The following is a 24,572-nucleotide window of genomic DNA, read 5'->3' on the forward strand; positions in this document are numbered from 1 at the left end:
GATACGTCATCCCCTGACGAAGCTGGCTACGATCAGTGCGACATCGGCAAGGGGGGTCCCGGTTCCCCATGACTACGAGGGGGTTCCGCGCGTGACCGGCCCGAACCAGCAACCGCCCGGCGGCGACGTACCGCCGTCCGACCCGACTGTGCAGTGGTGGGAACGCCCAGGCCCCGACTCGGGTCAGCCACCACAGCAGGCCGATCCGACCATCCTGCGCGGCGACATCGGCACGCCCGGCCCCTACACCGCACCGCCCGCACCGCAGCACAGCGGCGCCAACCCCTACACCGCTCCCCCGGCGGCGACGCCGTACCAGAGCGGCGCCAACCCGCAGCCCTACACCGGCATGCCCTACCAGGCAGGCGCCACCGCACAGCCGTTCGCGGCGCCGCCGCAGTACCCGGCCCAGCAGTGGGGCACGCCGCCGCGTCCGCCGTCGTCGGGCAACAAGGCCGTGTGGTGGATCGTCGGCGGCGCGGTGCTGCTGGTCGGCGTGCTGGTGATCGGCCTCATCGCGTTCGCCGCGAACAAGGCCGACGAGACCAACCCGTTCGGCCCCAATCCGTCCGAATGGGAAGGCGACTACGCCTTCCAGAAGGGCAAGAACGCCTGCGACCTGATCGACCTCACGGTGCTCAACCAGTGGTCCTCGACCAGGGAGACGACCACGCACACCGAGCGTGAGCCCTCGGAGTACGGCGGTGGCGGCTCCTACAACTGCGATGCCAAGAACCAGGACTCCGGCCGCAGCGGCACCGGCGCGAAGATCTCGCTCGAGGTGGCGTTCAAGTCCAGCTACGAGACCGAATCGGATTACTCGCGCTGGAAGGGCTACGACACCAAGACCACCGGTAAGGACTACGACCACGGCCCGCTCAGCGGCCTCGGCACGGAGGCGTACTACGCCTACGAGCAGCGCATCTACGGTTCCATCCCGAACGACTACATCTACGTGGTCGCCGCGCACGACAGCAATATCTCGGTGAAGGTGGAGATCGAGGTGGACAAGATGGGCAGTGTCGACAAGTCGACCCTGCGCTCGGCCGCCGAAACCCAGGTCCGCAAGGTCCTGACCGCACTGAAGAAATAGCAGGTCAGCGGGGTAGGACGGGGGCCGGTTTGGCATCGGCCCCCGTCGACCCGCTATGCTGCTCCACGGAGGATTCGCCTAGTGGCCTATGGCGCTCGCCTGGAACGCGGGTTGGGTTAACGCCCTCAGGGGTTCAAATCCCCTATCCTCCGCCACAGCAGGGCCCTGATCGGTTCGCCGGTCGGGGCCCTGTTCGTTTAATCCGGTGGATCTGTCGGTGGGTGTCCGTAGAGTGACCCCCGATGGTGCGGGAGACCCCCACCGCACCCGACCGCCGTCGTCGCCGCGATAAATCGCGCGTGCAGACACAGCGGAACTGGGTACTAAGGCTTCGTGCCCGTCGAAACCGGCGGCGCACACCGGCCGGCGTCGAGAGCGCCGGCCGAACACACCAAGAGGAAACTTTCGTGAGTACACCTGACACGACTATCGGTCGCGACACGGCGGGCCCGATCCGGCTGATGCTGCGCGACCGCAAGACGGCACCCGGCCCGATCGACGGCGCCTGGTGGCCGCGCACCGACGCGCCGATGACCGAGATGCACCAGCTGGTCACCGCGGTCGGACCGCAGATCGGCAAGCTGGCCCAGCTCGGATTCGACTGGACCGCCGACGAATCCGGCGCCGACGAGGCCGCGCGCATCATGCACCTGGTCGGCAGCAACGGCGCGAGCCTCGCGCTCCTCGTCATTCCCGCCTCCACCGAGGCGGCCGCCGCGCGCAGCCAGATGCGCTGGGCCGCGGGCAAGCCCCGTATCCAGGATCCGGCGCCGGCCGACACCGCCGCCGACGGACCGCGCACGCTGATGGGCGCGGTCTGAGTCAGCGGTCGCTGGTGTAGGTCGGGTCGAAGTCGCGCGGTGTGCCGCGGCGACTGAGCAACCGGTCGAACCATTCACCGAGAATGACGCCCGCCGCCAGCGCGCACCCCACGCCGAAGGCACCGAGAATCTGCCCGAACCCGAGCAGCGTTTCGTCCTCGAGCAGGGCGTACAGCCCTCGGTACACCTTCAGACCAGGCAGCAGCGGCGTGATACCCGCGGCCGCGACGACCAGCGGCGGAGTGAGCGCGCGCCGCGCCATCAGACCACCGGCCATGCCGATCAGCGTGGCCGCCGCACCCGAGGCGACGACCGGCCCGAACCCGATGTCCTGGACGACGAGGTAGGCCGCGGTGCCGCCCGCACCGCTGAGACCTGCCGCGAACAAGGCCCGCCGCTCGGCGTAACAGGCCATCGCGAACGCGACCGCCGCCACCGCACCGGCACTGAGCTTGAGCGCGAGGAACTCGGTATCGCGACCCGCGTTCGCCGCGATCTCGGGCACCTCGATCCCGAGAATCGTCGAAACCCGCAGGGCCAGACCGATGCCCGCGACGATGCCGCCGGTCATCATCACCACTTCGAGCATGCGGGCCGCGGCGGTGACCGGCGCACCGGTGATGGCGTCCTGTACCGAACCGACCAGTTGCAATCCGGACAGCAGCACGGTGATCCCCGCCGCGACGATCAGCGCCGCATCGGCTCGCCATTGGTCACTGAACGCGGCCAGCGCTATCGCCGGGGTCGAGGCGATGACGCCACCGATCATGTTCTGGAAGAACAACGGCAGACCGAGCTGATGCAGCGCCCGGTTCACCAGGTCGATGACGGCGGTCGTGGCGAAACTGATCACCGCGAGCATCACGCCGCCGCCGAGCAGCACCGCGATGGCCGCGGCCAGCAGCGACCAGCCCGCCGTCGAGACCCAGCGTGGATACGGGTGCCGGGCGGAAACGATCTCGTCGAGCGCGGCGTGCGCGTTCTCGACCGGAACCACCTGGGTGCGGATGCGCCGGGTCAACCGGTCGACGGCGGCGAGGCGGGTGAAGTCGAGCGAGCGGTACTTCACCACCCGCATATCGCTGGCCGGAGGCAGATACGGGCCGCGGTCGGCCCAGATGCGGATGGCGTCGAAGGTGACGTCGATATCGCATTTGTCCAGACCGTAGGTGGAGGCGATGAAGCGAACCTGCGCGGAGGTGTCGCCGACACCCGTACCGGCGGCGAGCACCACCTCACCCACCCGTACCGCCAGATCGAGCACCTGCGACACCTCGGCGTCGTCGGTGAGGTCGATCGGCCGCAGCGGGGTGGGCGCGGCGACGATGTTGTCGGCGGTCGCGCGTTCGAGCGGACGCCAGAACGGGCGGCGCAGGCGCAGACGCGGACGCGATCCGAGGCGTCCGAGGGACGAATCGTCGTCGTCCGCCGTGTGCTCCGCTGTCATACTTCGACCGTAACGGCGTTTCGTGCCGGTTCGCCGTCTCGTCACGAGTTCGTCAACGTGTCGTTCGTAACTCCCCGCGACCTGCTCAGATGTCGTCGATCAGACCCGTGCTGTAGGCGGTGGCGGCGAGGTGCTGCAGGCAGCGTGGTCCGCACCCGTCGTGCTCGGTCAGCACGAAACGGGCCTGCTGGAGCGAAGAGATGGGAGAATCGGCCACGCAGTCGGCATGTGCGGTGCGCCAGTGATGTTCGATATCGCCGGTGACGACCCGTGGCGGCGGGTCCGGCGCGGATGTGTCGGGCAGGGTGTGACGGTAGGGGCCGGCAATGGAGGCGATGACTGTATGAACACCGGGACGGGGAAGGTGATTCAGGAGCGGCGGCGCTTGCTCGGGCTGTCGCAGCCCGCGCTCGCCACCGCCATCGGGGTGAGTTCGCGGCAGATCACCCGGTATGAATCCGAGGAGCAGTCGCCGACCCTTCCGGTCGCGATCCGATTGGCCGACGCGTTGCGCATCTCGCTGGCGGAACTGGCCGGGATCGTCGACAACCGGGTCGACCTGGCGGGCCGCTGGTGGGCAGCCTGGCAGAAGGCGGCGAAACACGGCGACGAGGTCGAGGTAGCGGAGGTGACGATCCGGCACGAAGGCGACCACCTGCTGCTCGACACCGCCGAAACCGCTGCGGCCGAGGACGATCCGGGGCCGGGTGTGCGCGGTGAGATGCGGGTATGGGACGGCGACGCGATCACCGGCTGGGTGCGTGGCATGGATGTCGCCTTCCCGGTCGGCACCATCTACTACTCGCTGCACCCCCAGGGCGCTCATGCGGTGGGCTCGTGGACGACGAAATCGGGCCCCGACGGTGTGGTGCGCGGCTGGAGCGCACTGGCCAGGGAGAAGTCCGACGCCGAGAAGCTCCTGCTGGAGATGTTGCGCGGCGACGGTGTCGTCGAATCGTGGCCGGGCGCCCGCTCGGACTGAATCCTGCGGCGGATTTCGGCGACGGTCGGACGGCCGGTGACGGTCTCGGCGGGCGGTAGTAACAGCAGGTACCGGGTGAGTGCCCCGAATCCCAAGAGGCCGACGGCAATCCACAGGTAGACATCCATGCTTTCCCCTCCGAACGTGTCAGTGTTGCGCGGGTGGCGCGGTATGGTTCTGGTGAAGCCGCCAGGGAAAGTATGGTCACTGTCAAGACCTTTTGGACAGCAAAAAGCGTCTACAAACGTCTACAGTTCTCTACGATGGCTGCATGTCCAGTCGGGGCGAGCAGGGGAGACTCGTAGGCGCGCGGTTGCGGCGGCTGCGGGAAGAAGCCGGATTGTCCTTGGCGGGGTTGGCCACCCGCGTTCCGTACAGCCGGGCCGCGCTCGGTCACTACGAAACCGGCACGCGCGCCGCGCCTTCCGAGGTGATCGACTGGTACGAGCGGGTGCACGCCCAGGCGGTGCCTGCCCTCCCCCGCGCGCGACGCGATCCACGCGCGGCCGACGCGGCCCTCGCCGCCGCTATCGCGCATCGGACCGGCCGTCCCCTCATCGAGATCGGCCGCCCGCACCAGGGTGATTCGGGGTACTTCTGTCCGTTCCGGATCGACGGGTTGATCGAGGGTGAGGCGGCGGGCACCGACGCGACCACCGCGCTGCGTTCGGCGCTGCGGGCGATCGGCGACGAGCTGGGGCGGGCGGGCAAGCGCTAGCCGCGCACGGCGTCCACCGCTTCGGCGAGCAGGGCCAGGTACCGATCCGGATCCGGCACGGCCGCTTTGTCGGAATGCACGGAGAGCGTGATGGTCTCGCCGAGCCCGTGGATGCCGTGAGTCAGGTGCATGACGGTGCCGAGCGCCGGAAATCCGCCGGTGAACAGGACCGGTGCGCCCGCGAAGGTGAGGTCGGCGGCGCCACGATTCACGCTGGAGACGACGGTGTTGCCGTCGATCGCCTGCGGTGGCGTGTCGAGATCGGCGCGGGCGACGTCACGCACCGCGAACAGCGCGGGAACGGTGTCACCGACTCGATCCCGCACGGCGAGAAGCGGATTCAGCGCGCGTTCACGACGGGTTCGCAGTTCGTCGGCGATCAGTTCGGCACGGGCGCGCAGGTCGGATTCCTCGATGTGCAGGTCGATGGACAGGCTCCGGTAGTTGTTGTGCGCGTCGCTCGATGCGGGCACGGCCATCGGCAGTGCGGCGCCGAGGCGTTCCGGTGCTCGACCGTGCTCGGTGAGGTAGGTGGTGAGTGCGCGCGAAATCGCCGTCAGCGCAAGCACTGTCACTGTGACGTGCGGGCGGCGGAGCGTGTCCGCGGTGACGACGAGCATGCGGACCTGATGGTCGAGCGCCGCGACGGGCCGCATCGTGTTGAAAGCGCCGGGCGTGAAGCCGGTTGTGGGCGCGGGCACTTCACCGGCGGCGGTGCGCTCGGCGAGGTCCCGTTGGGCACGCCCCGCCGCCAGACCACGGCGGAACGTCGCGACCAGCTGCTGGGGAAAACGTAGTACCCCAAGCACACTCGGATCCATCCATCCACAGAGTTGTCCCCAGTAATCCACAGGGCTCACCGGCTTTTTCCCAGGATCCACTCGGTGTTTCACCGAGTTATCCACAGGGACACCGGGAACCCTGTGGATAAACAGGGATCTGGTGAGTGCGGCCGCACGGGTGCCGTCGGCGAGAGCATGGGAGATCTGAACCACCGCGACCAGCGACGGCCCGGTCGACATCGGCGCATCGCGAACGCCACGGAAAACGTGTAGCCGCCAGGGTCGTTCGGTGGCGTCGACGCCGGTGCCCAGAAGTTCGCCGAGCCGGTCGAGCAGAGTGGGCCACGGCAGGCCGTCGGGCCGGTGGGCAATGAATTGCTGGGGAATGAATTCGGCCGGGATCCAGTGCGGATAGTCGAGGTCTCGCGCGGTCTCGCGCAACCGGCGGCACAGATCGGGAATGAGCGCTACGCGTTCGGCAACGGCGGCGCGCAGTTCGTCAGTAGGAGTAGGGGTTTCGGCGAAACAGTAGAGCAGGAACACATCATTGGCGGTGCGGCGCGACAGCCAGAACATCGTCGCGTCGCGCGGGGCCATTCTGGTCACCCGGCCACGATAGGCCACGCCGAGAGAAGGCCCCGAGTCCTATCGACCCGGGGCCCGGACTGCCCGGTTCAGGCGCATTCGCGGTTCAGCCGCGCGCGAACTGTCCCGCGGTGACGTCGGCGAGAAACGCTCGCCACGCTCCTGGTCCGAAGGCCAGCACGGGGCCACGCCCGTGATCCTTGGTGTCGCGGACCGCGATCTCGCCGCCGGTGAGAAAGGCGACTTCCACGCAGTTTCCATCGGGACCGCTGTAGGTGCTCTTGCGCCACACAGCGCCCGTCACATCAACCTCCACAGCACTTGCTCCTTTGCATCAGTGAGAACGGGATAACACCGCCGAATCGGTTCAGCATTTCCGATTTACGGCGCGACCGACGAGTTACTTCGTGGCACCCACAGCACTGCCACCCGGAACGCGCAACCGATCGGCACGAACCAGCGCATGAGGCGTTTCCGCCTCCGGGGGCTGCCCCCGCGGAAGAAACACTAGCAGGTCTTCCGCAAGTTTGCGGATGAGAATTTGCTTTCTCATATCCGTTTGCCAACCTTGCGAAGGTTCGGGTTTGCGGCGGCATTGCCGAAGCCTCTTACCCATTCCCCGCAGGCTCTACACATGCGGATTTACTTCCATGTTATTGGTTCGTGATACGTCACATTCCTGCTCGTCTCACAGGCCACATGAGCACCATCCGAGGTGGGCGTGGATCATGGGGGAATGATCTCCCGTGACCGCGACGCCGCAGGTCGTGCCCGTAACGACCGCCCACGCGACCGACTCGGCCGTCTACTGCCGCCCGGCAGTGCCGGAGTCGCCCGAATTCCCGACGATCTCGAGTTGACCCCCCAGCAAACTCTGACCTTCGCCCAGCAACTGCTGGACGACGGATTGGCATTCAACGCACACGAGGTTTTGGAGGCGGCCTGGAAGAACGGGCCGGTTGCCGAGCGGATGCTCTGGCAGGGTCTTGCCCAATATGCCGTCGGCCTGACCCACATCCAGCGCGGCAACACCAAGGGCGCGACTACGCTGCTGCAGCGCGCCTGCGAGCGGCTCGGCGCCTACCCGGCGAATGCCCAGCAGCACGATGTCGACCGTGCGGGCCTGATCTCCTACGCCGAGCAGCTGCTCGACGCCATCGACGGCGGCGCCCAGCTCACCGACGAACAGCTGCGGCCGAGGCTGCGTCGCACGACCGACTAGGATCGGACAGGTGTCCAGTTCACCAGGTGCAGGCCGCTACGCCCCGAGCCCCTCGGGCGAGCTCCACCTGGGCAATCTGCGCACCGCCATCCTGGCCTGGCTCTACGCCCGCACCACCGGGCGCGCGTTCCGGATGCGCATCGACGACCTCGACCGCGTCCGCCCGGGAGCGGCACAACGCCAGCTCGACGACCTCGCCGCCATCGGGCTCGACTGGGACGGGCCGGTGCTGCGGCAATCCGACCGGCTCGCGGTCTACGAGTCGACGATCGAGGAACTCACCGCGGCCGGGCGCACCTACGAATGTTTCTGCACCAGACGCGAAATCCAGCAGGCCGCCGCCGCACCGCACGGTCCGATGGGCGCCTACCCCGGCACCTGCCGCACCCTCACCGACGCACAGCGTGCCGCTCGCCGAGCCGAAGGCCGTTCACCCGCAGTGCGATTGCGCGCCGACGTGACCGACTACGAGATCACCGACCTGCGCCACGGCCGCTACCGAGGCGCCGTCGACGATCTGGTGCTGCGCCGGGGTGACGGCATCCCCGCCTACAACCTCACCGTCGTTGTCGACGATGCCGCCCAGGGTGTGGATCAAGTGGTGCGCGGCGAAGATCTGCTGCCGTCCACCCCGCGCCAGGCCTATCTCGCCGACCTGCTCGGCCTGCCACGGCCCATCTACGCCCATGTTCCGTTGGTACTCAACACCGAAGGTAAGAGACTCGCCAAACGTGATGGGGCGGTGAGCCTTTCCGATCAGATGGCGCTCGGCAACACGCCCGGCGACGTGGTGGCGGCGATCGCCGATTCACTCGGATATGCCGCTCGTACAACGGCAGAGCTCCGCCAGGTTTTCGACCCGGCGCGCATCCCGGAGAAACCATGGATACTCGAGCCTATCGGGTTGTTCCAACCAGACCGATGTCCGTAACGTACGCAACGACCGATCTACTGATCACGACGAGGACGAATTTATGACCAGCGGTGGTTACGACCCCAATCAGTACCCGCAGGGCGGTCAGCCCGGCGGCTACGGCCAGGACCCCTACGGCCAGCAGCAGCCGGGTTACGGACAGCAGCAGCCTTACGGTCAGCCGAACCCGGGATACGGCCAGCCGGTGCCCGGTTACGGGCAGGCCGACCCGTACGGTCAGCAGCAGCCCGCCTACGGCCAGCAGCCGTACGGGCAGCCGCAGCCCGGTTACGGTGCCGATCCGTACAACCAGCAGGGATTCGGTGGCGCGCAGGCCGGTGACCTCGGCACGCGCTTCGGCGCTCGGTTCATCGACGGCCTGATCGTCGGTATTCCGATGGCGATCGTCAACTTCATCCTGCCCGCCAGCATGTTGGTCACGTTCGTGGTCATCCCGATCCTGAGCACCCTGGCGCTCGTCGGCTACAACGTCGCCATGGAGGTGACCCAGGGCGCGACGGTCGGCAAGAAGCTGCTCGGCCTGCGCGTGGTCGCCCCCGGTGGTGCGCCGAAGCTGACCCCTGAGGTTTCCATCAAGCGCAACATCTACCTGGTGCCCTCGGTCATCTACTGCCTCGGCAACCTGGCCACCGCGGGCCTGGGGATCTACATCGCGGTCACCATCAACAACGACCCGAACAAGCAGGGCTGGCACGACAAGTTCGCAGGCGGAACTCAGGTCGTCAAGGGCTGATTCAGCTCCGACCTGCGAAACCACCAAGGGGCGCTTCCGGATTCCGGAAGCGCCCCTTGTGTTGACCGCGAAAGTCAGTAGGTGGACGAAGAATCCATCCCGCCGACCACACCGAGGACCACGACGAAAACGATGTAGAGCAGCCAGAGCACCAGGGAGATGGCACCGATCCAGATGCCGGCCTGCGCCATCCCCTTGCCTTCACCGCCGCGTTCCTTGATCTGGTTGATCGCCATCACACCGAGGATGATGCCGACGATCGAACCGACACCGCAGCTGCACAGGCCGATCAGCGACGACGCCAGCGCGCCGATGGCGAGGCCGTTGGTGCCCTGCGGCTGGGGGTACCCACCGTATGGGTTGTAGGCCCCGGCCGCCGGATACCCGCCGTACTGCGGCTGCTGCGGATACTGCGGCGCCGCAGGCTGCTGATAATTCGGATACTGCGGCTGCGACGGCGGCTGCTGCTGCGGGTATTGCGGCGCGGACTGCTGCGGGTTGGACGGGTAGCTCGAAGGCTGCGACGGCGGGGCGGTCGGGTACTGCGGCACCGAACCCGGCGCGCCGGATTCCGGGGACACGCCGGAACCGCCGTACTGCTTCCACCACTCGTCGGAATCGCCGGGATTCGTCATTGCTACAGCGTATTGCATAGGCGTTTGGAGCGCTGGCGCGCTCGAGGCGGGGGCCCGCGTGCCCCTGCTGGGAAGATGTAACCCGTGACTGATACGAATTCGCTCGACAAACCCGCTGAATCTGGGCACCCCGCGCCGGAGCATGCGGCATTCGCCCAGGTAGCGCGGGGGTTCTATCCGGTAATCGTCGCCGTGTTCACCGCGACGCTGATCATCTCCAATATCTGCGCCACCAAGGGCGTGGAGTTCTTCTCCGGCAGTTCGGTCGTGCTCGGCCCGCTGCAGATCCTGCCGATCGCCACCGACGGCGCCTTCTTCCTGTTCCCCCTGGCCTACATCCTGGGTGACGTGCTCAGCGAGGTCTACGGCTTCCGCGCCACTCGCCACGCCATCTACACCGGTTTCGCGGCGCTGCTGCTCACCGTCGGCTGCTTCTTCGTCGCCGTCCGGCTGCCTGCCGCCGGTTTCTACGAGAACCAGGAAGCGTTCCGCACCGTCCTCGGCACCACCCCGCAGCTGGTGCTCGCCGGGCTCGCCGGGTACTTCGTCGGCCAGTTGCTGAACTCGGCGACGCTGGTGTTCATCAAGGAACGCACCAAGGAAAAGCACCTGTGGGCCCGGCTGATCGGGTCGACCGTGGTCGGCGAGTTCGCCGACACCCTGATCTTCTGCTCGATCGCCGCCCCGGCGATCGGCATCGACACCTGGCAGTCGTTCGTCAACTTCGTGATCGTCGGCTTCGTCTGGAAGACCGTGTGCGAGGTGCTCGTCCTGCCCATCACTTACCGCGTCATAGCCATCCTGAAGAAAAAGGAGCCGACCTACGCTCCCGCGAAGGTCGACGCGCTACACGACTGACGCCGGTCAGGTGATCACCACGCTCTGGTGGCGGCATCGCCCGAGAGCCCCCCGCCACCAGAGCGTGGTGATCGGACGTCCGGCGCCGCCTACTGCCCCGGCGCTTTGATACGGCCCTGCCACTGGCCGAGGAATTCCTTCTTGAACTCGTCGAAGTAGCCGCCTTCGATGCTCGCCCGGATCCGGTCGACCAGGCGGACGGTGAATCGCTCGTTGTGGATGGTGCACAGCGTCGCCGAGAGCATCTCCTTGGCCTTGAACAGGTGATGCAGGTAGGCGCGGGTGTAGTGCGCGCAGGTGTAGCAGTCGCAGTTCTCGTCGATGGGGGTGAAATCGCGGCGGAAGCGGCTGGTGTTGATGTTGAACCGGCCCTCGTCGACGTAGATCGCCGCATTGCGCGCCACTCGCGAGGGGTTCACGCAGTCGAAGGTGTCGGCCCCGTTCTCGATGGCGACGAACATGTCCTCGGGCTCGCTGATGCCGAGCATGTGCCTCGGTTTGGCCTCGGGCAGCTCGTCGCAGCACCAGCCGACGATGGTGCCGAGATTGTGTTTCTCCAGCGCACCGCCGATGCCGTACCCGTCGAATTCCGTTCCGCCACTGCCCCGGATGGATTCGAGTTCACGACAGGCCTTGCGGCGCAGGTCTTCGTACTGCGCGCCCTGGATCACCGCGAACAGCGCCTGGTAGGGCCGATGCGTGCGGGCGCCGGTGAGCCGTTCGTGCTCGTCGATGCAGCGTTGCGCCCACTCGTGCGTGCGCTGCAGCGACTTCTCCTGGTAGCCACGGGTATTCATCAGGGTGGTGAGTTCGTCGAAGGCGAACATGATGTCGGCGCCGAGCTGATGCTGGATACCCATCGACACCTCGGGGGTGAACCGGTGCTTCGAGCCGTCGAGGTGGGAACGGAAGGTGACACCGTCGTCGTCGACGGTGGCGAGCCGCTCCTTGCCCGCCGCGATCACCTGATCGGAGCGCACCCCCACCGCCTCCATCGCGAGCACCTTCTTGAAACCCACACCCAGCGACATCACCTGGAAACCACCGCTGTCGGTGAAGGTCGGCCCGTCCCAGTTCATGAACTTCCCGAGCCCACCGGCCTCGTCGACGATGTCGGACCCCGGCTGCAGATACAGGTGGTAGGCGTTGGCGAGCAGCGCCTGCGCCCCCAGCTCCTTCATCGTCTCCGGCAGCACCGCCTTCACCGACGCCTTCGTCCCCACCGGAATGAAGGCGGGCGTCGCGATCTCCCCGTGCGGCGTGCTGATGACGCCGGTACGCCCGTGCCGGTCCCCGTCGAGACGGGTACCTACCGTGAAGGAGAATTCGCTGCTGTCGGCCACCCGCCCATGGTGCCAGGGCGCTACTGAGCGGCCGCGAACTGGGCGTTGTAGAGGCGGTAGTAGGCGCCTCGCTCCTCTAGCAGGCGTTCGTGGTTGCCGTGTTCGACGATGCGGCCCTTCTCCATCACCACGATCAGGTCGGCGTCGCGGATCGTCGAGAGCCGGTGGGCGATGACGAAACTCGTGCGGTCGCGACGTAGCGCGGCGGTGGCGTGCTGCACCAGCAGTTCGGTGCGGGTGTCGACCGAACTGGTCGCCTCGTCGAGGATCAGGATCGATGGCTTGGCCAGGAACGCGCGGGCGATGGTGATGAGCTGCTTCTCACCGGCGCTCACCCCGCCGCCTTCCTCGTCGATCACCGTGTCGTAGCCGTCGGGCAGCGAGTGCACGAACCGGTCGACGTAGGCGGCGCGGGCCGCGGCGATGATGTCGTGCTCGGAGGCGTTGGGATTGCCGTAGGCGATGTTCTCGCGGATGGTGCCCTGGAACAGCCAGGTGTCCTGCAACACCATGCCGATACGCGAACGCAGGTGGTCGCGGGTGATGGTGGTGATGTCGACGTCGTCGATGGAGATGGTGCCCGCGTCGATCTCGTAGAAGCGCATCAGCAGGTTCACCAGCGTGGTCTTGCCCGCACCGGTCGGGCCGACGATGGCGATCACATGACCGGGATCAGCTACCAGCGAAAGCCGTTCGATGACAGGGGTTTCCGGGTCGTAGCCGAACGACACCGCGTCGAACTCCACCCGGCCGCGGTCGACCGGGCGCGAGTTCTCCACCAGCGGGTCGGGGCTCTGTTCCTCGGCGTCGAGGATCTCGAAGATCCGCTCGGCCGAGGCCACCCCGGACTGCAGCAGGTTGGCCATGGCGCCGATCTGGGTGAGCGGCTGGCTGAACTGGCGCGAGTACTGGATGAAGGCCTGCACCTCACCGAGCGAGAGATTGCCGGTGGCCACCCGCAGGCCACCGACCAGCGCGATGAACACGAAGTTCACGTTTCCGAGGAACATGATCGCGGGCATGATGAGACCGGAGATGAACTGCGCCTTGAAGCTGGCGTTGTAGAGCTTGTCGTTGCGCTCGTCGAACTCCCGGCCGACCTCGCGGCTGCGGCCGAACGCGGTGATGATCTCGTGGCCGGTGTAGGCCTCCTCCACCGAGGAGTTCACCTCACCGGTGTATTTCCACTGGTTCACGAAGTGCGGCTTGGACCGTTTGGCGATCTGCGCGGTGACGACGATGGCCGCGGGCACCGTGAGCAGGGCGATCAGCGCCAGCAGCGGCGAGATCCAGAACATCATGATCAGGATGCCGACCACGGTGAACAGCGAGACGAGCAGCTGGCTCATGGTCTGCTGCAGGCTCTGGGAGACGTTGTCGACGTCGTTGGTGACGCGGCTGAGCACGTCGCCGCGCGGTGCGGTGTCGAAGTAGCGCAGCGGCAGGCGGTGCAGCTTGTTCTCCACGTCGTCGCGCAGGCGCTTCACCGTGCGGTTGATGACGACATTGAGCAGATAACCCTGCAGCCAGCCGAACACCGCGGCGACCACGTAGAGCACGAGCACCAGCGTGAGCACCCGGCCGACCGCACCGAAATCGATACCGGTGCCAGGGATCACGTTCATGGCCGAGAGCATGTCGGCGCGGGTGTTCTCCCCGCGCTGACGCAGCATCTCGACGGTCTCGTCCTTGCTCAGCCCCGCCGGGAGCTGCTTGCCGACGAACCCGTCGAACACCAAGTTCGTCGCCTTGCCGAGCAACCATGGGCCGAGCGTGTTGAGCACCACCGAGGTCACGACGAGCGCGATGATGACCGCGACGGAGAATTTCTCCGGCGCGAGCCTGCGCAGCAGCCGCTTCAGCGACGGAACGAACGATTTCGGTTTCGTACCCGGGGCGCCGGGGACGGGTGCACCCGGCCTCATCGAGCCTCCTCCACACTGAGCTGGGACTCGACGATCTCGCGGTACTCCGGGCACCGCTGCATCAGTTCGTCATGGGTGCCGAGGCCCGCCATCGCGCCGTCCTCGAGGACGACGATCTGGTCGGCGTCGCGAATGGTCTGGATCCGCTGGGCCACGATGATTACCGACGCGTCGGCGGTCTCGGGTTTCAGCGCCGCGCGCAACCGGGCGTCGGTCGCCACGTCGAGCGCGGAGAACGAATCGTCGAACAGGTAGATGCGCGGCCTGCGCACCAGCGCGCGGGCGATACACAGGCGCTGACGCTGACCACCCGACACCGTTGTCCCACCCTGGGCGACCGGAGTGTCGAGGCCCTGCGGCATCTCGCGCACGAAGTCGGCCGCCTGGGCCACCTCGAGCGCGTGCCAGAGCTCGTCGTCGGTGGCGTCGGGTTTGCCGTAGCGCAGGTTGCTCGCGACGGTTCCGGAGAACAGGTACGCCTTCTGCGGCACCAATCCGATTCCGCCGCGCAGGGTTTCGAGGTCCAGGTGCCGCACGTCGGTGCCGCCCACGTACACCGCGCCGTCGGTGACATCGATCAGGCGCGGGATCAGATTGACGAGCGTGGTCTTGCCCGCACCGGTGGAACCGACCACGGCCGTTGTCGTTCCGGGTGCGACCTGGAAGCGGATGGCTCGCAGCACCGGCTTCTCCGCACCGGGGAAGGCGAATTCGGCGAACTGCAGGTCGACGGTCGCCGGATCGCCTGCGAAGGGCTGCGGCAGGCGCGGCGGGCGCACCGAGGACTCGGTCTCGAGCACCGCGCCGATGCGGTCGGCCGAGACCGCCGCGCGCGGGGCCATCATCGCCAGGAACGAGGCCATCATCACGGCCATCAGGATCTGCATGATGTAGGACAGCATCGCGGTGAGCGAGCCGATCTGCATGGTGCCGTCGTCGACGTGATGCCCGCCGAACCAGATCACCCCGACGGCGGTGACATTGGAGATGAGCATGACGATCGGGAACATCAGCGCCATCAGCTTGCCCACGCGCAGCGAGGCGTCGGTGAGCGAGGTGTTGGCCATCCCGAAGCGCCAGATCTCCTGACGTTCCCGCACGAACGCGCGGATCACCCGGATACCGGTGATCTGCTCGCGCAGCACCCGGTTCACCCCGTCGATGCGTTCCTGCATCTGCCGGAAGCCGGGCACCATCTTCGCGACGACCAGCCCCATGCTCAGCGCCAGCGCGGGCACCGCGATGAGCAGCAGCCACGAGAGCCCGGCGTCTTCGCGCACCGCCATGATGATGCCGCCGACGCACATGATCGGTGCCATCACCAGAATCGTCACCGACATCACGATGAGCAGCTGCACCTGCTGGATGTCGTTGGTGGAGCGGGTGATGAGCGAGGGCGCGCCGAACAGGCCGACCTCGCGCGCGGAGAACGTCTCGACCCGGTGCAGCACCGCGCCGCGCATGTCCCGGCCCGCGCCCATCGCCGCCTGCGCACCGAAGTACACCGACGCCGACGAGGCGATGATCTGCACGCAGCTCACCGCGAGCATCCACAGGCCGGTGGTCCAGATGTAGCCGATGTCGCCCCTGGTGATGCCGTTGTCGATGAGGTCGGCGTTGAGGCTCGGCAGGTAGAGCATCGCGATGACCGAGACCAGCTGGAGCACGAGAACCCCGGCCAGCTGGGCGCGGTACGGGGCCAGGTAGGTCCGTAGCAGGGTGATCAACATGATGGACGCAGGCTACCGCGTGCGGCGAGGCCGCGCCCCCGGGTTATCCAGGCGTTTCACCAGGCCTGTGGATAAACCCGAACCTGTGGATAAATCACGCGTCGGCGGGCGTACGTGGCTCGCGCCGCGCCCAGGCGCCAGGATCCGCGATCAACTCATCGATGAAACCGGGCAGTCGGTCGGCGGCGATATCGGCGATCGACACGTTCTCGAGCACGGCCCGGATATTCACCCGCAGCGCGATCCACACCCGCTGCAGCGGTTCGGCCGCACCGGGGTAGCGCACGTCCTCGGGGCGCTGCCCGCGCACCGAGGCCAGCGGCGACTCGACGCCACGGATCACGTCGGCCACCGAGATCTCCTCGGCGGGCCTGCCCAGCCGGTACCCGCCGTCCGGTCCGCGCCTGCTGCGCACCAGTTCGGCGCGACGCAGCTCGGCGAGCACGGTCTCGAGGACCTTCGGCGGGATCTGCGCCGCGGCGGCGATGGCCTCGGCCTTCACGACCCCGTCGGCCGCGGCGAGCTCGAGCAACGTTCGCACCGCGTAATCGACTCTTGCGGTGATATGCACGGTCTCGAACCTACGCGGTCGCGCCGCCGGCCAGCACGGCGGTCGCCGCGTCGAGCAACGTCTGCTCGACGAGCGCGTCGGTGGCTCCCGGCGCCAGCTCGATCGACAGCAGTGCCACCCCGAGCACCTCGATGGCACCGGCCGCGCGCAGCATCGACTCCGGCGTCGGATTCGGTCCGGACAACCAGGTCCGCAGCTCGCGAGTGGGTTCCATGAGATCCGGGTAGCGGTCGGCGATGGCGTTGACGATGGCGGCGGTGTCACGTACGCACAGCGCACCCGCGTCGCGGTGGCGGATCATGCCGCGCAGATAGGTGCGCAGGACGGCGCGGATGCCCTCGCTGTCGTAGGGGACGGCGTCGATATCGGTGACGATGTCGCGCATGTGATCGATGATCGGGTCGATGATCGCCAGCAGCAGATCGAGCTTCGACGCGTAGTGGTAGTACAGCGACGCCTTTGTGATTCCCACCATATCGGCGACTTCGCGCAGGCTCGTCTGCTCGAAGCCTTTCGCGGCGAACAGCCGGAGCGCGGCATCACGAATCGCCTGTTTAGTGCCTCCACCTGCGGTAACGGTGTCGGCGGTGTCCCGGGCAGCCATGTCGCAATCCTCCCATGAATCGTTGGTGATCTATCCGGCGCCCATAAAATTGAGGTTGCCCCTCCGCTTACGCCGTCGGTAGTCTACCTACCGCACGGTAGACAATCATTCGCGATGTGGAGGCGGGGACACGTGTCCGTATACCTGTACCGATGGGGAAAGTTCGCTTTCCGCCGTAAATGGATAGTGTTGCCGGTCTGGCTACTGCTGTTCGTGCTGCTCGGCGGGCTCGGCGCCACCCTCAGCAAGCCGATGAGCAACGACTTCAGCATGCCCGAGCTGCCTTCGGCTCGCGCCAACGAAATCCTCGACAAGCACTTCCCCGGCATGTCCGAACAGTTCAAGTTCGACGCCGTGGCAGGCACGTACGTGATCGCCGCGCCGGAAGGCCAGCAGCTCACCGATCCGGCCAACCGTGCCGCGATCGAAGCGTTCATCGGCAAGCTCGGTGAACTGCCGATCGTCGACAAGACCAAGCCGCTGGCCAACCCGATCGAGATGACCGACAAGATGGGCTGCCTGAGCAACCCTGACCCGTCGACCTGCTCGGGCGCCCCGCTCAACGTCTTGAACGAAACCGCGCCGAAGACCGTCGCCACCCTCAACGTGCCGTTCACCATCGAGAACGTCACCGACGTGACCGACGCCGAGCGCGACGCCGCCTTCGAGGTCGGCGCCGACGCCCGCAACGCAGGCCTGACCGTCGAACTCAGCGGTTCCATCGCGATGAAGCAGGAACAGCCGAGCGGCAAGTCCGAACTCATCGGTATGGGCGTCGCCCTGATCGTCATGGTGATCGCGTTCGGCGCCATCGTCGCCGCGGTCGTCCCGATCGTCACCGCCATCGTCGGCCTCGGTGCCGCTACCTCGACGATCATGCTCGGCACCTCCTTCATGGAAGTGCCCGGCTTCACCACCTTCCTCGCCTCGATGATCGGTATCGCGCTGTCGATCGACTACGCGCTGTTCATCGTCTCGCGCTACAAACACGAACTGTCCGTGCGTGATTCGGCTGAGGAAGCGGCCGGTACCGCGCTGGGCACCGCCGGTTCGGCCGTGGTGTTCGCCGGTCTCACCGTCATCATCGCGCTGGGTGCGCTGAGCATCGTCGGCGTGGAGTTCCTGACCTTCATGGGTCTGGGTGGCGCCATCGCCGCCGCGTTCGCGGTGCTCACCGCCGTCACCCTGATGCCCGCCCTGATGGGCGCCTTCGGTAAGGCCCTGTTCAAGCCGAAGCTGCCGCTGGTGGCCCAGCACGATCCCGAGGACGACACCTCGGTCACCAACGGCCAGCGTTTCGCCCGCCTGATCGGCAAGGCGCCGTGGGTCGCCCTGATCCTGTCGGTGGTCGTGCTCGGTGCGCTCGCCGCACCCGCCGCGGGCCTGAACCTCGGCCTGCCCGGCGAGGACAGCCTGCCCAAGACCTCGACCGTGCGTAAGGCCTACGACCTGCGCACCGAGGGATTCGGTGAGGGCAGCAACGGTGTGCTCATGGTCGTCGCCGACCTGAGTGCCACGCCCGAGGGTCAGCGTGAGGCGGCGCTCGGCGCGCTGCGCGACAAGCTCGCCTCCTACGAGGGCATGGACTACGTCACCGAGCCGCAGTGGAGCGAGGACAAGCAGGGCGCCATGCTCAACGGCGTCCCGGTGTCCGGTCCGAACAACCAGGAAACCAAGGATCTGGTGCAGTCGGCGCGCGGCGCCGAGGCCGAGCTGCAGGCGCAGTACGGCATGCAGTACGGCATCACCGGTACCACCGCGATCTACGCCGATGTCGACCACGCGCTGCTCAGCAAGATCGTGCCGTACCTGGCGATCGTCGCCGGCGCCGCGTTCATCCTGCTGATCCTGGTGTTCCGCTCGATCCTGGTCCCGCTCACCGCGGCGCTCGGGTTCCTGCTGTCGATGGCTGCCACCTTCGGTGCCACCGTGCTGATCTTCCAGGAGGGCACCTTCGGGCTGATCGAGGACCCACAGCCGCTGGTCAGCTTCCTGCCGATCATGTTGATCGGCTTGGTGTTCGGTCTCGCGATGGACTACCAGGTGTTCCTGGTGACCCGCATGCGTGAGGAATTCGTGCACGGCCGTTCGCCGAAGGAAGCCATGGTCGCCGGTTACCACCACGGTGCCCGCGTGGTCACCTCGGCCGCGATCATCATGATCTCGGTGTTCGGCTCCTTCATCATGGAAACCGACGTCACCGCGAAGTCGTTCGGTTTCGCGCTGGCCGCCGGTGTCGCCATCGACGCCTTCGTGGTCCGCATGGTGATCGTGCCCGCGCTGCTGGTGATCATGGGCAAGTGGGCCTGGTGGATGCCGAAGTGGCTCGACCGCATCGTTCCCGATATCGACGTCGAGGGCGCCAAGCTCGAGCAGCTGCGCAACTCGGGTTCCGAGACGGTGAAGCACCCGGTCGCCGTCGGCTGACCGTAATCCCCTACACGACCCCGCGATCCGCCCCATGGATCGCGGGGTCGTCGCATGTGCGGGCCCGGTTGCTTGATATCGCGGTATCGCGGCAGCAGACTCAGGACTAGTTCGACCCGGCTCTACTCCACGTTCTGCATCGAATCACCGAGGAGAAACCCGTGTCCGTCTATCTGTACCGGTGGGGAAAGCTGGCCTTTCGCCGCAAATGGATCGTGCTCCCTGTCTGGTTACTCTGCTTCATGGTGCTCGGCGGACTCGGTGCCCAGCTGCAGAAACCGATGACCGACGACTTCAGCATGCCGAACCTGCCGTCGGAGCGGGCCACCGAAATCCTCGACAAGCACTTCCCGGGTATGTCGGAGGCGTTCGCGTTCGACGCGGTCACCGGCACCTACGTCGTCGGCGCGCCCGCCGGCCAGAAGCTCACCGACCCGGCCAATCGCCAGGCCGTCGCGGCGATGATCGAACGGCTCGAGCAGTTGCCGATCGTCGATCACACCGAACCGATCGTCGACCCGATCACTGCCACCGAGGAGATGGGTTGCCTTACCGCGCAACCCGATCCGTCGACCTGCAGTGGCGCGCCGCTCAATGTGCTGAACGAGTCGGCACCCGACACCGTCGCCTACTTCAGCGTGCCGTTCACCATCAAAGAGTTCGCCGATGTCAAGCCCGAGGACCGCGAGGCCGCCTACGCCGTAGGCGACGACGCCCGCGCCGCCGGTCTCACGGTGGAGATGAGCGGCAGCCTGCCCATGGAGCAGGAGATGCCCAGCGGTAAGTCCGAGATGATCGGTATGGCCGTTGCCCTGGTGGTGATGATCGTGGCGTTCGGCGCGATCGTCGCGGCCTTCGTGCCGATCATCACCGCCATCGTCGGCCTCGGCGCCGCGACCTCGCTGATCTTCCTGTCCACCACGGTGCTCGAGATCCCGAGCTTCACGACGTTCCTCGCCTCGATGATCGGTATCGCGCTGTCGATCGACTACGCGCTGTTCATCGTCTCCCGCTACAAACACGAACTGACCGTGCAGGATTCGGCCGAGGAAGCCGCCGGTACCGCGCTCGGCACGGCGGGCTCGGCGGTGGTGTTCGCCGGTCTCACCGTCATCATCGCGCTGGCCGGGCTGTCCATCGTCGGTGTCCGGTTCCTGACGTTCATGGGTCTCGGTGGTGCGGTGGCGGCCGCGTTCGCCGTGCTCACCGCGATCACCCTCATGCCCGCGCTGCTCGGTGCGTTCGGCAAGGCCCTGTTCAAGCCGAAGCTGCCGCTGATCGCCCAGCACGATCCCGAGGACGACAGCGTCGTCACCAACGGCACCCGCGTTGCCCGGGTGATCGCCAAGTTCCCCGCGGTGACGATGATCCTGGCCATCGTGGTGCTCGGCCTGCTCGCCGCACCCGCGCTGAACCTGAACCTCGGCCTGCCCGGCGAGGACAGCCTGCCCAAGTCGACCACCGTGCGTAAGGCCTACGACCTGCGCACCGAGGGTTTCGGTGAGGGCAGCAACGGTGTGTTGCAGGTGGCCGTCGACCTGGCCGACACCCCCGCCGACCAGCGGCCCGCCGCGCTGAATGCCTTGCGCGACCAGCTCATGTCCTACCCCGACATGGAACTGGTCACCGAACCGCAGATGAGCTCCGACGGTGCGGGCGCCCTCATCAACGGCATTCCGAAGGCCGGTCCCAACGATCAGTCGACCAAGGATCTGGTGCAGTCGGCCCGCGATGCCGAGGCCGCGCTGCACGAGCAGTACCAGATGTCGTACGGCATCACGGGAACCACCGCGATCTACGCCGATATCGACCACGTGTTGTTGAGCAAGATCGTGCCGTACATGGCGATCGTCGCCGGCGCCGCGTTCATCCTGCTGATCCTGGTGTTCCGCTCGATCCTGGTCCCGCTCACGGCCGCGCTCGGGTTCCTGTTGTCGATGGCGGCGACGTTCGGCGCGACCGTGCTGGTCTTCCAGGAGGGCAAGCTCGGGCTGATCTCGGACCCGCACCCGCTGGTGAGCTTCCTGCCGATCATGTTGATCGGCTTGGTATTCGGGCTCGCGATGGACTACCAGGTGTTCCTGGTGACCCGCATGCGCGAGGAATACGTGCACGGCTCCGAACCGACCGAGGCGGTGGTGAAGGGTTATCACCACGGCGCGCGCGTGGTCACCTCCGCGGCGATCATCATGATCTCGGTGTTCGGTTCGTTCCTGCTCGAATCCGATGTCACCGCGAAGTCGATGGGCTTCGCGCTGGCGGCGGGCGTCGCGCTCGACGCGTTCATCGTGCGCATGGTGCTCATTCCCGCTCTGCTTGTGCTGCTGGGCAAATGGGCGTGGTGGATGCCCGCCTGGCTGGACAAGATCGTTCCCGATATCGACGTGGAGGGTTCCAAGCTGCGCGAGATCCACCGCAACGACCGCGAGATGGCGGCCGCGGAACTGTGAGACCCGGGCCGGGCACTCGTTCGGGTGCCCGGCCTACTTGCTCGGCTGCGGAACCTCGCATTCGGTGACCCTGGGGTTCAGCCCGATGTAGTTCCCCGGTCCCGCCGCCGCCGTGACGGCGATCGTCGCCCAATCCGAGCACTCCCTCGGAAGTTTCGAGAAATAGTGCCGCTGACCTGCGGCGAGCAGCCCCACGGCCACCCACCCGAGCACGATCAGAACCAAGAGCTTCCCCCCGAGCCCGATCCCGGACTTCGCGGGTGGCGGCACACGCCCGCGCATAATCATCGTTCCTTCCCGGATTTCGGTGTAACTCAGTCTATTACGCGAGTACTACACCGCAGGTCGGACGCAGGTGAATAGCCGTCGACAGCTCTCGATCAGCGCGTTGTGGGTTTCGCGGGTTCGCGACGGGCGGCGGCGGGCGGGCACACACCGTGCCTGATGGCGTTCGCGGCGTGAATGCCGAGTGCGAATTCCTTCAATTTCTTCCACATGAATCCATGGTCGCGAGCTGCGAAGGCCACGAGAAGTGGCGTAGATGACGACTATCGCTAAGATTCAGACATGGGTTCGACAGTGTCGGTGCTGGCGTACGACGGGATGACGGCGTTCGAGGCCGGCATCGTCATCGAGGTGTTCGGCCTCGTGTGGCCCGACATCGATCTGCCCTGGTACGAGCTGAAGGTCTGCACCGAAACCCCCGACCCCATCCGGGTGATCGGCGGCGCGACCATGAGCAGCCCCTACGGTCTCGCCGACTTCGCCGCCGCCGACACGGTGGTGGTGCCGAGCGTCGCCGACCCGCGCGCCGCCACCTCGCCGGAGCTGATCGCGGCTCTACGGCAGGCGCATCGCAACGGGGCACGCATCGTGTCGATCTGCTCGGGTGCTTTCGCGCTCGCGGCGGCCGGGCTGTTGGACGGTCGCCGGGCCACCACGCACTGGCGATACGCCGATCTGCTGCGTGAGCGGTATCCCGCCGTGGTCGTCGACGCCGAACCGCTCTACACCGACGACGGCGACATCCTCACCAGCGCGGGCTGCGCGGCGGGCCTCGACCTCGCGCTGCACCTGGTGCGCACCGACATGGGCGCGTCCGTCGCGAACGCGGTCGCCCGCAGGCTGGTGATCCAGCCGCACCGCACCGGCGGGCAGGCGCAGTACATCGAGTCCCCGATGCCGCCCGAACCCCTCGACGATCCGGTCGGGCGCAGCCTGGCCTGGGCCGCCGAACACATCCACGAGCCGCTCGGCGTCGCCGACCTCGCCCGGGTCGCGGGCCTGTCCCAGCGCACCTACCTGCGTCATTTCGTTCGGTCCACCGGCACCACTCCGAGCAAATGGCTTACCACGCAACGTATCCAGGCGGCCCTTGCGATGCTCGAGACCAGCGATGCCCCGGTGGAGGAGATCGCCACGGCCGTCGGCTTCGCCACCGCGGTCACCTTCCGCCACCACTTCGCGAAGGCGCTGCACACCTCGCCCTCGGCGTACCGCAACACCTTCCGAACCGCACAAAGCAAAAGCCCCTCACCTGCCTGAACAGGTAAGGGGCTTGCTGGCGGTGGCGGAGGGATTTGAACCCTCGGACGGGGGTTACCCGTCACACGCTTTCGAGGCGTGCTCCTTAGGCCGCTCGGACACGCCACCGCCGACTACGGTACCGGATAGGGGGCTCGATCACTAAATCGGCTGGTCAGCGCTGGTTCCGGAAGAAGGCGTCGAGGAGGGCGACGCAGTCGGATTCGAGGATTCCGGCGCGCACCTGAGGGCGGTGGTTGAGGCGGCGGTCGCGGACCACGTCCCACAGGGAGCCGACGGCGCCGGTCTTGGGTTCCCAGGCGCCGAAGATCACCTTCTCGACGCGGGCGAGAACCAGCGCGCCCGCGCACATCGTGCACGGTTCCAAGGTGACGGCCAGCGTCGCGCCTTCGAGCCGCCAACCATCGCCGTGGACGGCCGCGGCTTTTCGCAGGGCGAGGACTTCCGCGTGGGCGGTCGGGTCGCCGAGGGCTTCGCGGGCATTGGCCGCGCGGGCCAGCTCACGGCCTTGCGCATCGAAGACGACGGCGCCGACCGGCACATCGCGCGGGTCGGCGGCGGCGGCGGCCGCGAGCGCGGCGCGCAGCATGTCCTCGTCGGTCACTTCTGCAGTTTGTCCAGCACCGCCGCGTATTCGTCGGCGAAACCGAGGCGCTCGGCGATCAGTTTCAGCTGTTCGTCCGGGTAGAGGTCGGTGTCGGCGAGGATCACGCTGAGCACCGGTTCGGGTAGGCCGAGGTCGGCGAGTACGCCGAGGTCGCCCTCTTCCCACGGTTCGATGTCGTCGAGCTCGTCGGGGTCGATGTCGGGGATCTCGACATTGAGTGCGTCGAGGACGTCGGCGGCGATGTCGTAGTCGATCGCGGCGGTCGCGTCGGAGACGAGCAGCCGGGTGCCGCTCGGCGCGGGCCGCAGCACGATGAAGAACTCGTCGTCGACGTCGAGCAGCCCGAACACCGCACCGGAGCTGCGCAATGCCTTCAATTCGGTCTCGGCGGTGGAGAGGTCGACGAGGGCGTCGTGGCTGAGAGGACTGCACCGCCACGTACCTTCTTCGCGGACCACCGCCACGGCGAACCCTTCGACGTCGAAGTCGTCATCCGACGCCGCCCTGTTCGTGCCCGAGCGCTGTGCTGCCATGGACCAAACGGTAGTCTGTCCCGCCCG

The 24,572-nt window shown here is 67.0% G+C and carries 24 protein-coding genes and 2 tRNA genes; 12 read left to right on the top strand and 14 right to left on the bottom strand.

Translation table 11 applies throughout. The annotated features are described in order from the left end of the window. Window positions 1-91: 91 nt before the first annotated feature. From NI2_RS24075 to NI2_RS24085, 3 genes are all read left to right on the top strand, one after another. On the top strand, window positions 92-1,093 hold the full coding sequence (locus NI2_RS24075; protein ID WP_067494648.1) for a hypothetical protein: 1,002 nt from the start codon (window positions 92-94) through the stop codon (window positions 1,091-1,093). A 67-nt stretch (window positions 1,094-1,160) separates the two neighbouring features. Then, window positions 1,161-1,248, top strand: a tRNA-Ser gene (locus NI2_RS24080). Between the two features lie 252 nt (window positions 1,249-1,500). Further along, window positions 1,501-1,914 carry a DUF5994 family protein gene (locus NI2_RS24085; RefSeq protein ID WP_133734144.1) on the top strand — a complete coding sequence of 138 codons (414 nt, stop codon included), beginning with the start codon at window positions 1,501-1,503 and terminating at the stop codon, window positions 1,912-1,914. Between the two features lies 1 nt (window position 1,915). Here NI2_RS24085 and NI2_RS24090 read toward each other — a convergent pair whose 3' ends face one another. Further along, window positions 1,916-3,361, bottom strand: coding sequence for a threonine/serine exporter family protein (locus NI2_RS24090; RefSeq protein ID WP_084476706.1), 1,446 nt, complete (start codon window positions 3,359-3,361; stop codon window positions 1,916-1,918). 85 nt (window positions 3,362-3,446) lie between these two features. Continuing rightward, window positions 3,447-3,578 carry a hypothetical protein gene (locus tag NI2_RS35295; RefSeq protein ID WP_255284036.1) on the bottom strand — a complete coding sequence of 44 codons (132 nt, stop codon included), beginning with the start codon at window positions 3,576-3,578 and terminating at the stop codon, window positions 3,447-3,449. Between the two features lie 126 nt (window positions 3,579-3,704). Here NI2_RS35295 and NI2_RS24095 point away from each other — a divergent pair, with 126 nt between their 5' ends. Beyond that, window positions 3,705-4,343, top strand: a complete 639-nt coding sequence (locus NI2_RS24095) for a helix-turn-helix domain-containing protein (protein ID WP_166655806.1) — start codon at window positions 3,705-3,707, stop codon at window positions 4,341-4,343. Between the two features lie 271 nt (window positions 4,344-4,614). Further along, a complete protein-coding gene (locus NI2_RS34670) occupies window positions 4,615-5,061 on the top strand; it encodes a helix-turn-helix domain-containing protein (protein WP_084476708.1) in 447 nt (148 codons plus the stop codon). On the opposite strand, the gene NI2_RS24105 is transcribed toward NI2_RS34670, so the two are convergent. Next, window positions 5,058-6,449 carry a WS/DGAT/MGAT family O-acyltransferase gene (locus NI2_RS24105; protein ID WP_133734145.1) on the bottom strand — a complete coding sequence of 464 codons (1,392 nt, stop codon included), beginning with the start codon at window positions 6,447-6,449 and terminating at the stop codon, window positions 5,058-5,060. The genes NI2_RS34670 and NI2_RS24105 overlap by 4 nt on opposite strands. A gap of 85 nt (window positions 6,450-6,534) precedes the next feature. Further along, window positions 6,535-6,744 carry a DUF397 domain-containing protein gene (locus NI2_RS24110; RefSeq protein ID WP_067494664.1) on the bottom strand — a complete coding sequence of 70 codons (210 nt, stop codon included), beginning with the start codon at window positions 6,742-6,744 and terminating at the stop codon, window positions 6,535-6,537. Window positions 6,745-7,164: 420 nt separating this feature from the next. Between NI2_RS24110 and NI2_RS24115 the strand changes: the two genes are divergently transcribed. From NI2_RS24115 to NI2_RS35560, 3 genes are read left to right on the top strand one after another with little or no spacing between them, the layout of a single operon-like run. Continuing rightward, window positions 7,165-7,650, top strand: a complete 486-nt coding sequence (locus NI2_RS24115; protein WP_067494667.1) for a DUF309 domain-containing protein — start codon at window positions 7,165-7,167, stop codon at window positions 7,648-7,650. Between the two features lie 10 nt (window positions 7,651-7,660). Then, the gene (gene gluQRS, locus NI2_RS24120; protein ID WP_243750023.1) at window positions 7,661-8,581 is read left to right on the top strand and encodes a tRNA glutamyl-Q(34) synthetase GluQRS; all 921 of its coding nucleotides are present in this window, start codon (window positions 7,661-7,663) and stop codon (window positions 8,579-8,581) included. Between the two features lie 43 nt (window positions 8,582-8,624). Continuing rightward, window positions 8,625-9,317 carry an RDD family protein gene (locus NI2_RS35560; protein ID WP_067494673.1) on the top strand — a complete coding sequence of 231 codons (693 nt, stop codon included), beginning with the start codon at window positions 8,625-8,627 and terminating at the stop codon, window positions 9,315-9,317. Window positions 9,318-9,391: 74 nt separating this feature from the next. Here NI2_RS35560 and NI2_RS24130 read toward each other — a convergent pair whose 3' ends face one another. Further along, the gene (locus NI2_RS24130) at window positions 9,392-9,952 is read right to left on the bottom strand and encodes a DUF4190 domain-containing protein (RefSeq protein WP_067494678.1); all 561 of its coding nucleotides are present in this window, start codon (window positions 9,950-9,952) and stop codon (window positions 9,392-9,394) included. A gap of 84 nt (window positions 9,953-10,036) precedes the next feature. Here NI2_RS24130 and NI2_RS24135 point away from each other — a divergent pair, with 84 nt between their 5' ends. After that, on the top strand, window positions 10,037-10,810 hold the full coding sequence (locus NI2_RS24135) for a queuosine precursor transporter (RefSeq protein ID WP_067494681.1): 774 nt from the start codon (window positions 10,037-10,039) through the stop codon (window positions 10,808-10,810). A gap of 89 nt (window positions 10,811-10,899) precedes the next feature. Here NI2_RS24135 and tgt read toward each other — a convergent pair whose 3' ends face one another. From tgt to NI2_RS24160, 5 genes are all read right to left on the bottom strand, one after another. Further along, the gene (gene tgt, locus NI2_RS24140; RefSeq protein WP_067494684.1) at window positions 10,900-12,153 is read right to left on the bottom strand and encodes a tRNA guanosine(34) transglycosylase Tgt; all 1,254 of its coding nucleotides are present in this window, start codon (window positions 12,151-12,153) and stop codon (window positions 10,900-10,902) included. A gap of 20 nt (window positions 12,154-12,173) precedes the next feature. Then, window positions 12,174-14,078, bottom strand: coding sequence for an ABC transporter ATP-binding protein (locus NI2_RS24145; protein WP_067494687.1), 1,905 nt, complete (start codon window positions 14,076-14,078; stop codon window positions 12,174-12,176). Next, window positions 14,075-15,808, bottom strand: a complete 1,734-nt coding sequence (locus NI2_RS24150) for an ABC transporter ATP-binding protein (RefSeq protein WP_067494690.1) — start codon at window positions 15,806-15,808, stop codon at window positions 14,075-14,077. Before NI2_RS24150 ends, NI2_RS24145 begins: the two co-directional genes overlap by 4 nt. A 94-nt stretch (window positions 15,809-15,902) precedes the next feature. Then, window positions 15,903-16,379: an RrF2 family transcriptional regulator gene (locus tag NI2_RS24155; RefSeq protein ID WP_067494693.1), complete on the bottom strand. Its 477-nt coding sequence runs from the start codon at window positions 16,377-16,379 to the stop codon at window positions 15,903-15,905. Window positions 16,380-16,389: 10 nt separating this feature from the next. Beyond that, window positions 16,390-16,983, bottom strand: coding sequence for a TetR/AcrR family transcriptional regulator (locus tag NI2_RS24160; RefSeq protein WP_067494697.1), 594 nt, complete (start codon window positions 16,981-16,983; stop codon window positions 16,390-16,392). A gap of 132 nt (window positions 16,984-17,115) precedes the next feature. Here NI2_RS24160 and NI2_RS24165 point away from each other — a divergent pair, with 132 nt between their 5' ends. Both NI2_RS24165 and NI2_RS24170 read left to right on the top strand, forming a co-directional pair. Beyond that, window positions 17,116-19,410 (top strand): MMPL family transporter, encoded by a 2,295-nt coding sequence (locus NI2_RS24165; protein ID WP_067494700.1) that lies wholly within the window; start codon window positions 17,116-17,118, stop codon window positions 19,408-19,410. A gap of 161 nt (window positions 19,411-19,571) precedes the next feature. Further along, a complete protein-coding gene (locus NI2_RS24170) occupies window positions 19,572-21,860 on the top strand; it encodes an MMPL family transporter (protein ID WP_067494703.1) in 2,289 nt (762 codons plus the stop codon). Between the two features lie 33 nt (window positions 21,861-21,893). Here NI2_RS24170 and NI2_RS24175 read toward each other — a convergent pair whose 3' ends face one another. Then, complete coding sequence (locus tag NI2_RS24175; protein ID WP_067494949.1) at window positions 21,894-22,142, bottom strand: hypothetical protein; 249 nt, start codon at window positions 22,140-22,142, stop codon at window positions 21,894-21,896. A 285-nt stretch (window positions 22,143-22,427) separates the two neighbouring features. Between NI2_RS24175 and NI2_RS24180 the strand changes: the two genes are divergently transcribed. Continuing rightward, on the top strand, window positions 22,428-23,405 hold the full coding sequence (locus NI2_RS24180) for a GlxA family transcriptional regulator (protein ID WP_067494706.1): 978 nt from the start codon (window positions 22,428-22,430) through the stop codon (window positions 23,403-23,405). A gap of 17 nt (window positions 23,406-23,422) precedes the next feature. Here NI2_RS24180 and NI2_RS24185 read toward each other — a convergent pair. The 3 genes from NI2_RS24185 to NI2_RS24195 form a co-directional block, all read right to left on the bottom strand. Beyond that, window positions 23,423-23,513, bottom strand: a tRNA-Ser gene (locus NI2_RS24185). A gap of 46 nt (window positions 23,514-23,559) precedes the next feature. Then, on the bottom strand, window positions 23,560-23,994 hold the full coding sequence (locus tag NI2_RS24190) for a nucleoside deaminase (RefSeq protein WP_084476721.1): 435 nt from the start codon (window positions 23,992-23,994) through the stop codon (window positions 23,560-23,562). An 11-nt stretch (window positions 23,995-24,005) separates the two neighbouring features. Continuing rightward, complete coding sequence (locus NI2_RS24195) at window positions 24,006-24,545, bottom strand: tRNA adenosine deaminase-associated protein (protein WP_067494712.1); 540 nt, start codon at window positions 24,543-24,545, stop codon at window positions 24,006-24,008. Between the last annotated feature and the right edge of the window lie 27 nt (window positions 24,546-24,572).

It is taken from the genome of Nocardia ignorata NBRC 108230, from assembly GCF_001612905.1.
Taxonomy (GTDB): Bacteria; Actinomycetota; Actinomycetes; order Mycobacteriales; family Mycobacteriaceae; genus Nocardia; species Nocardia ignorata.

What these genes read in the sequence shown, in the direction of transcription:
- NI2_RS24090 (WP_084476706.1), bottom strand. Translation starts at nt 3,361, where the DNA reads ATGACAGCGGAGCACACGGCGGACGACGACGATTCGTCCCTCGGACGC.
- NI2_RS24095 (WP_166655806.1), top strand. Translation starts at nt 3,705, where the DNA reads ATGAACACCGGGACGGGGAAGGTGATTCAGGAGCGGCGGCGCTTGCTC.
- NI2_RS34670 (WP_084476708.1), top strand. Translation starts at nt 4,615, where the DNA reads ATGTCCAGTCGGGGCGAGCAGGGGAGACTCGTAGGCGCGCGGTTGCGG.
- NI2_RS24115 (WP_067494667.1), top strand. Translation starts at nt 7,165, where the DNA reads ATGATCTCCCGTGACCGCGACGCCGCAGGTCGTGCCCGTAACGACCGC.
- NI2_RS35560 (WP_067494673.1), top strand. Translation starts at nt 8,625, where the DNA reads ATGACCAGCGGTGGTTACGACCCCAATCAGTACCCGCAGGGCGGTCAG.
- NI2_RS24130 (WP_067494678.1), bottom strand. Translation starts at nt 9,952, where the DNA reads ATGACGAATCCCGGCGATTCCGACGAGTGGTGGAAGCAGTACGGCGGT.
- NI2_RS24145 (WP_067494687.1), bottom strand. Translation starts at nt 14,078, where the DNA reads ATGAGGCCGGGTGCACCCGTCCCCGGCGCCCCGGGTACGAAACCGAAA.
- NI2_RS24150 (WP_067494690.1), bottom strand. Translation starts at nt 15,808, where the DNA reads ATGTTGATCACCCTGCTACGGACCTACCTGGCCCCGTACCGCGCCCAG.
- NI2_RS24160 (WP_067494697.1), bottom strand. Translation starts at nt 16,983, where the DNA reads ATGGCTGCCCGGGACACCGCCGACACCGTTACCGCAGGTGGAGGCACT.
- NI2_RS24175 (WP_067494949.1), bottom strand. Translation starts at nt 22,142, where the DNA reads ATGCGCGGGCGTGTGCCGCCACCCGCGAAGTCCGGGATCGGGCTCGGG.
- NI2_RS24180 (WP_067494706.1), top strand. Translation starts at nt 22,428, where the DNA reads ATGGGTTCGACAGTGTCGGTGCTGGCGTACGACGGGATGACGGCGTTC.
- NI2_RS24190 (WP_084476721.1), bottom strand. Translation starts at nt 23,994, where the DNA reads ATGCTGCGCGCCGCGCTCGCGGCCGCCGCCGCCGCCGACCCGCGCGAT.
- NI2_RS24195 (WP_067494712.1), bottom strand. Translation starts at nt 24,545, where the DNA reads ATGGCAGCACAGCGCTCGGGCACGAACAGGGCGGCGTCGGATGACGAC.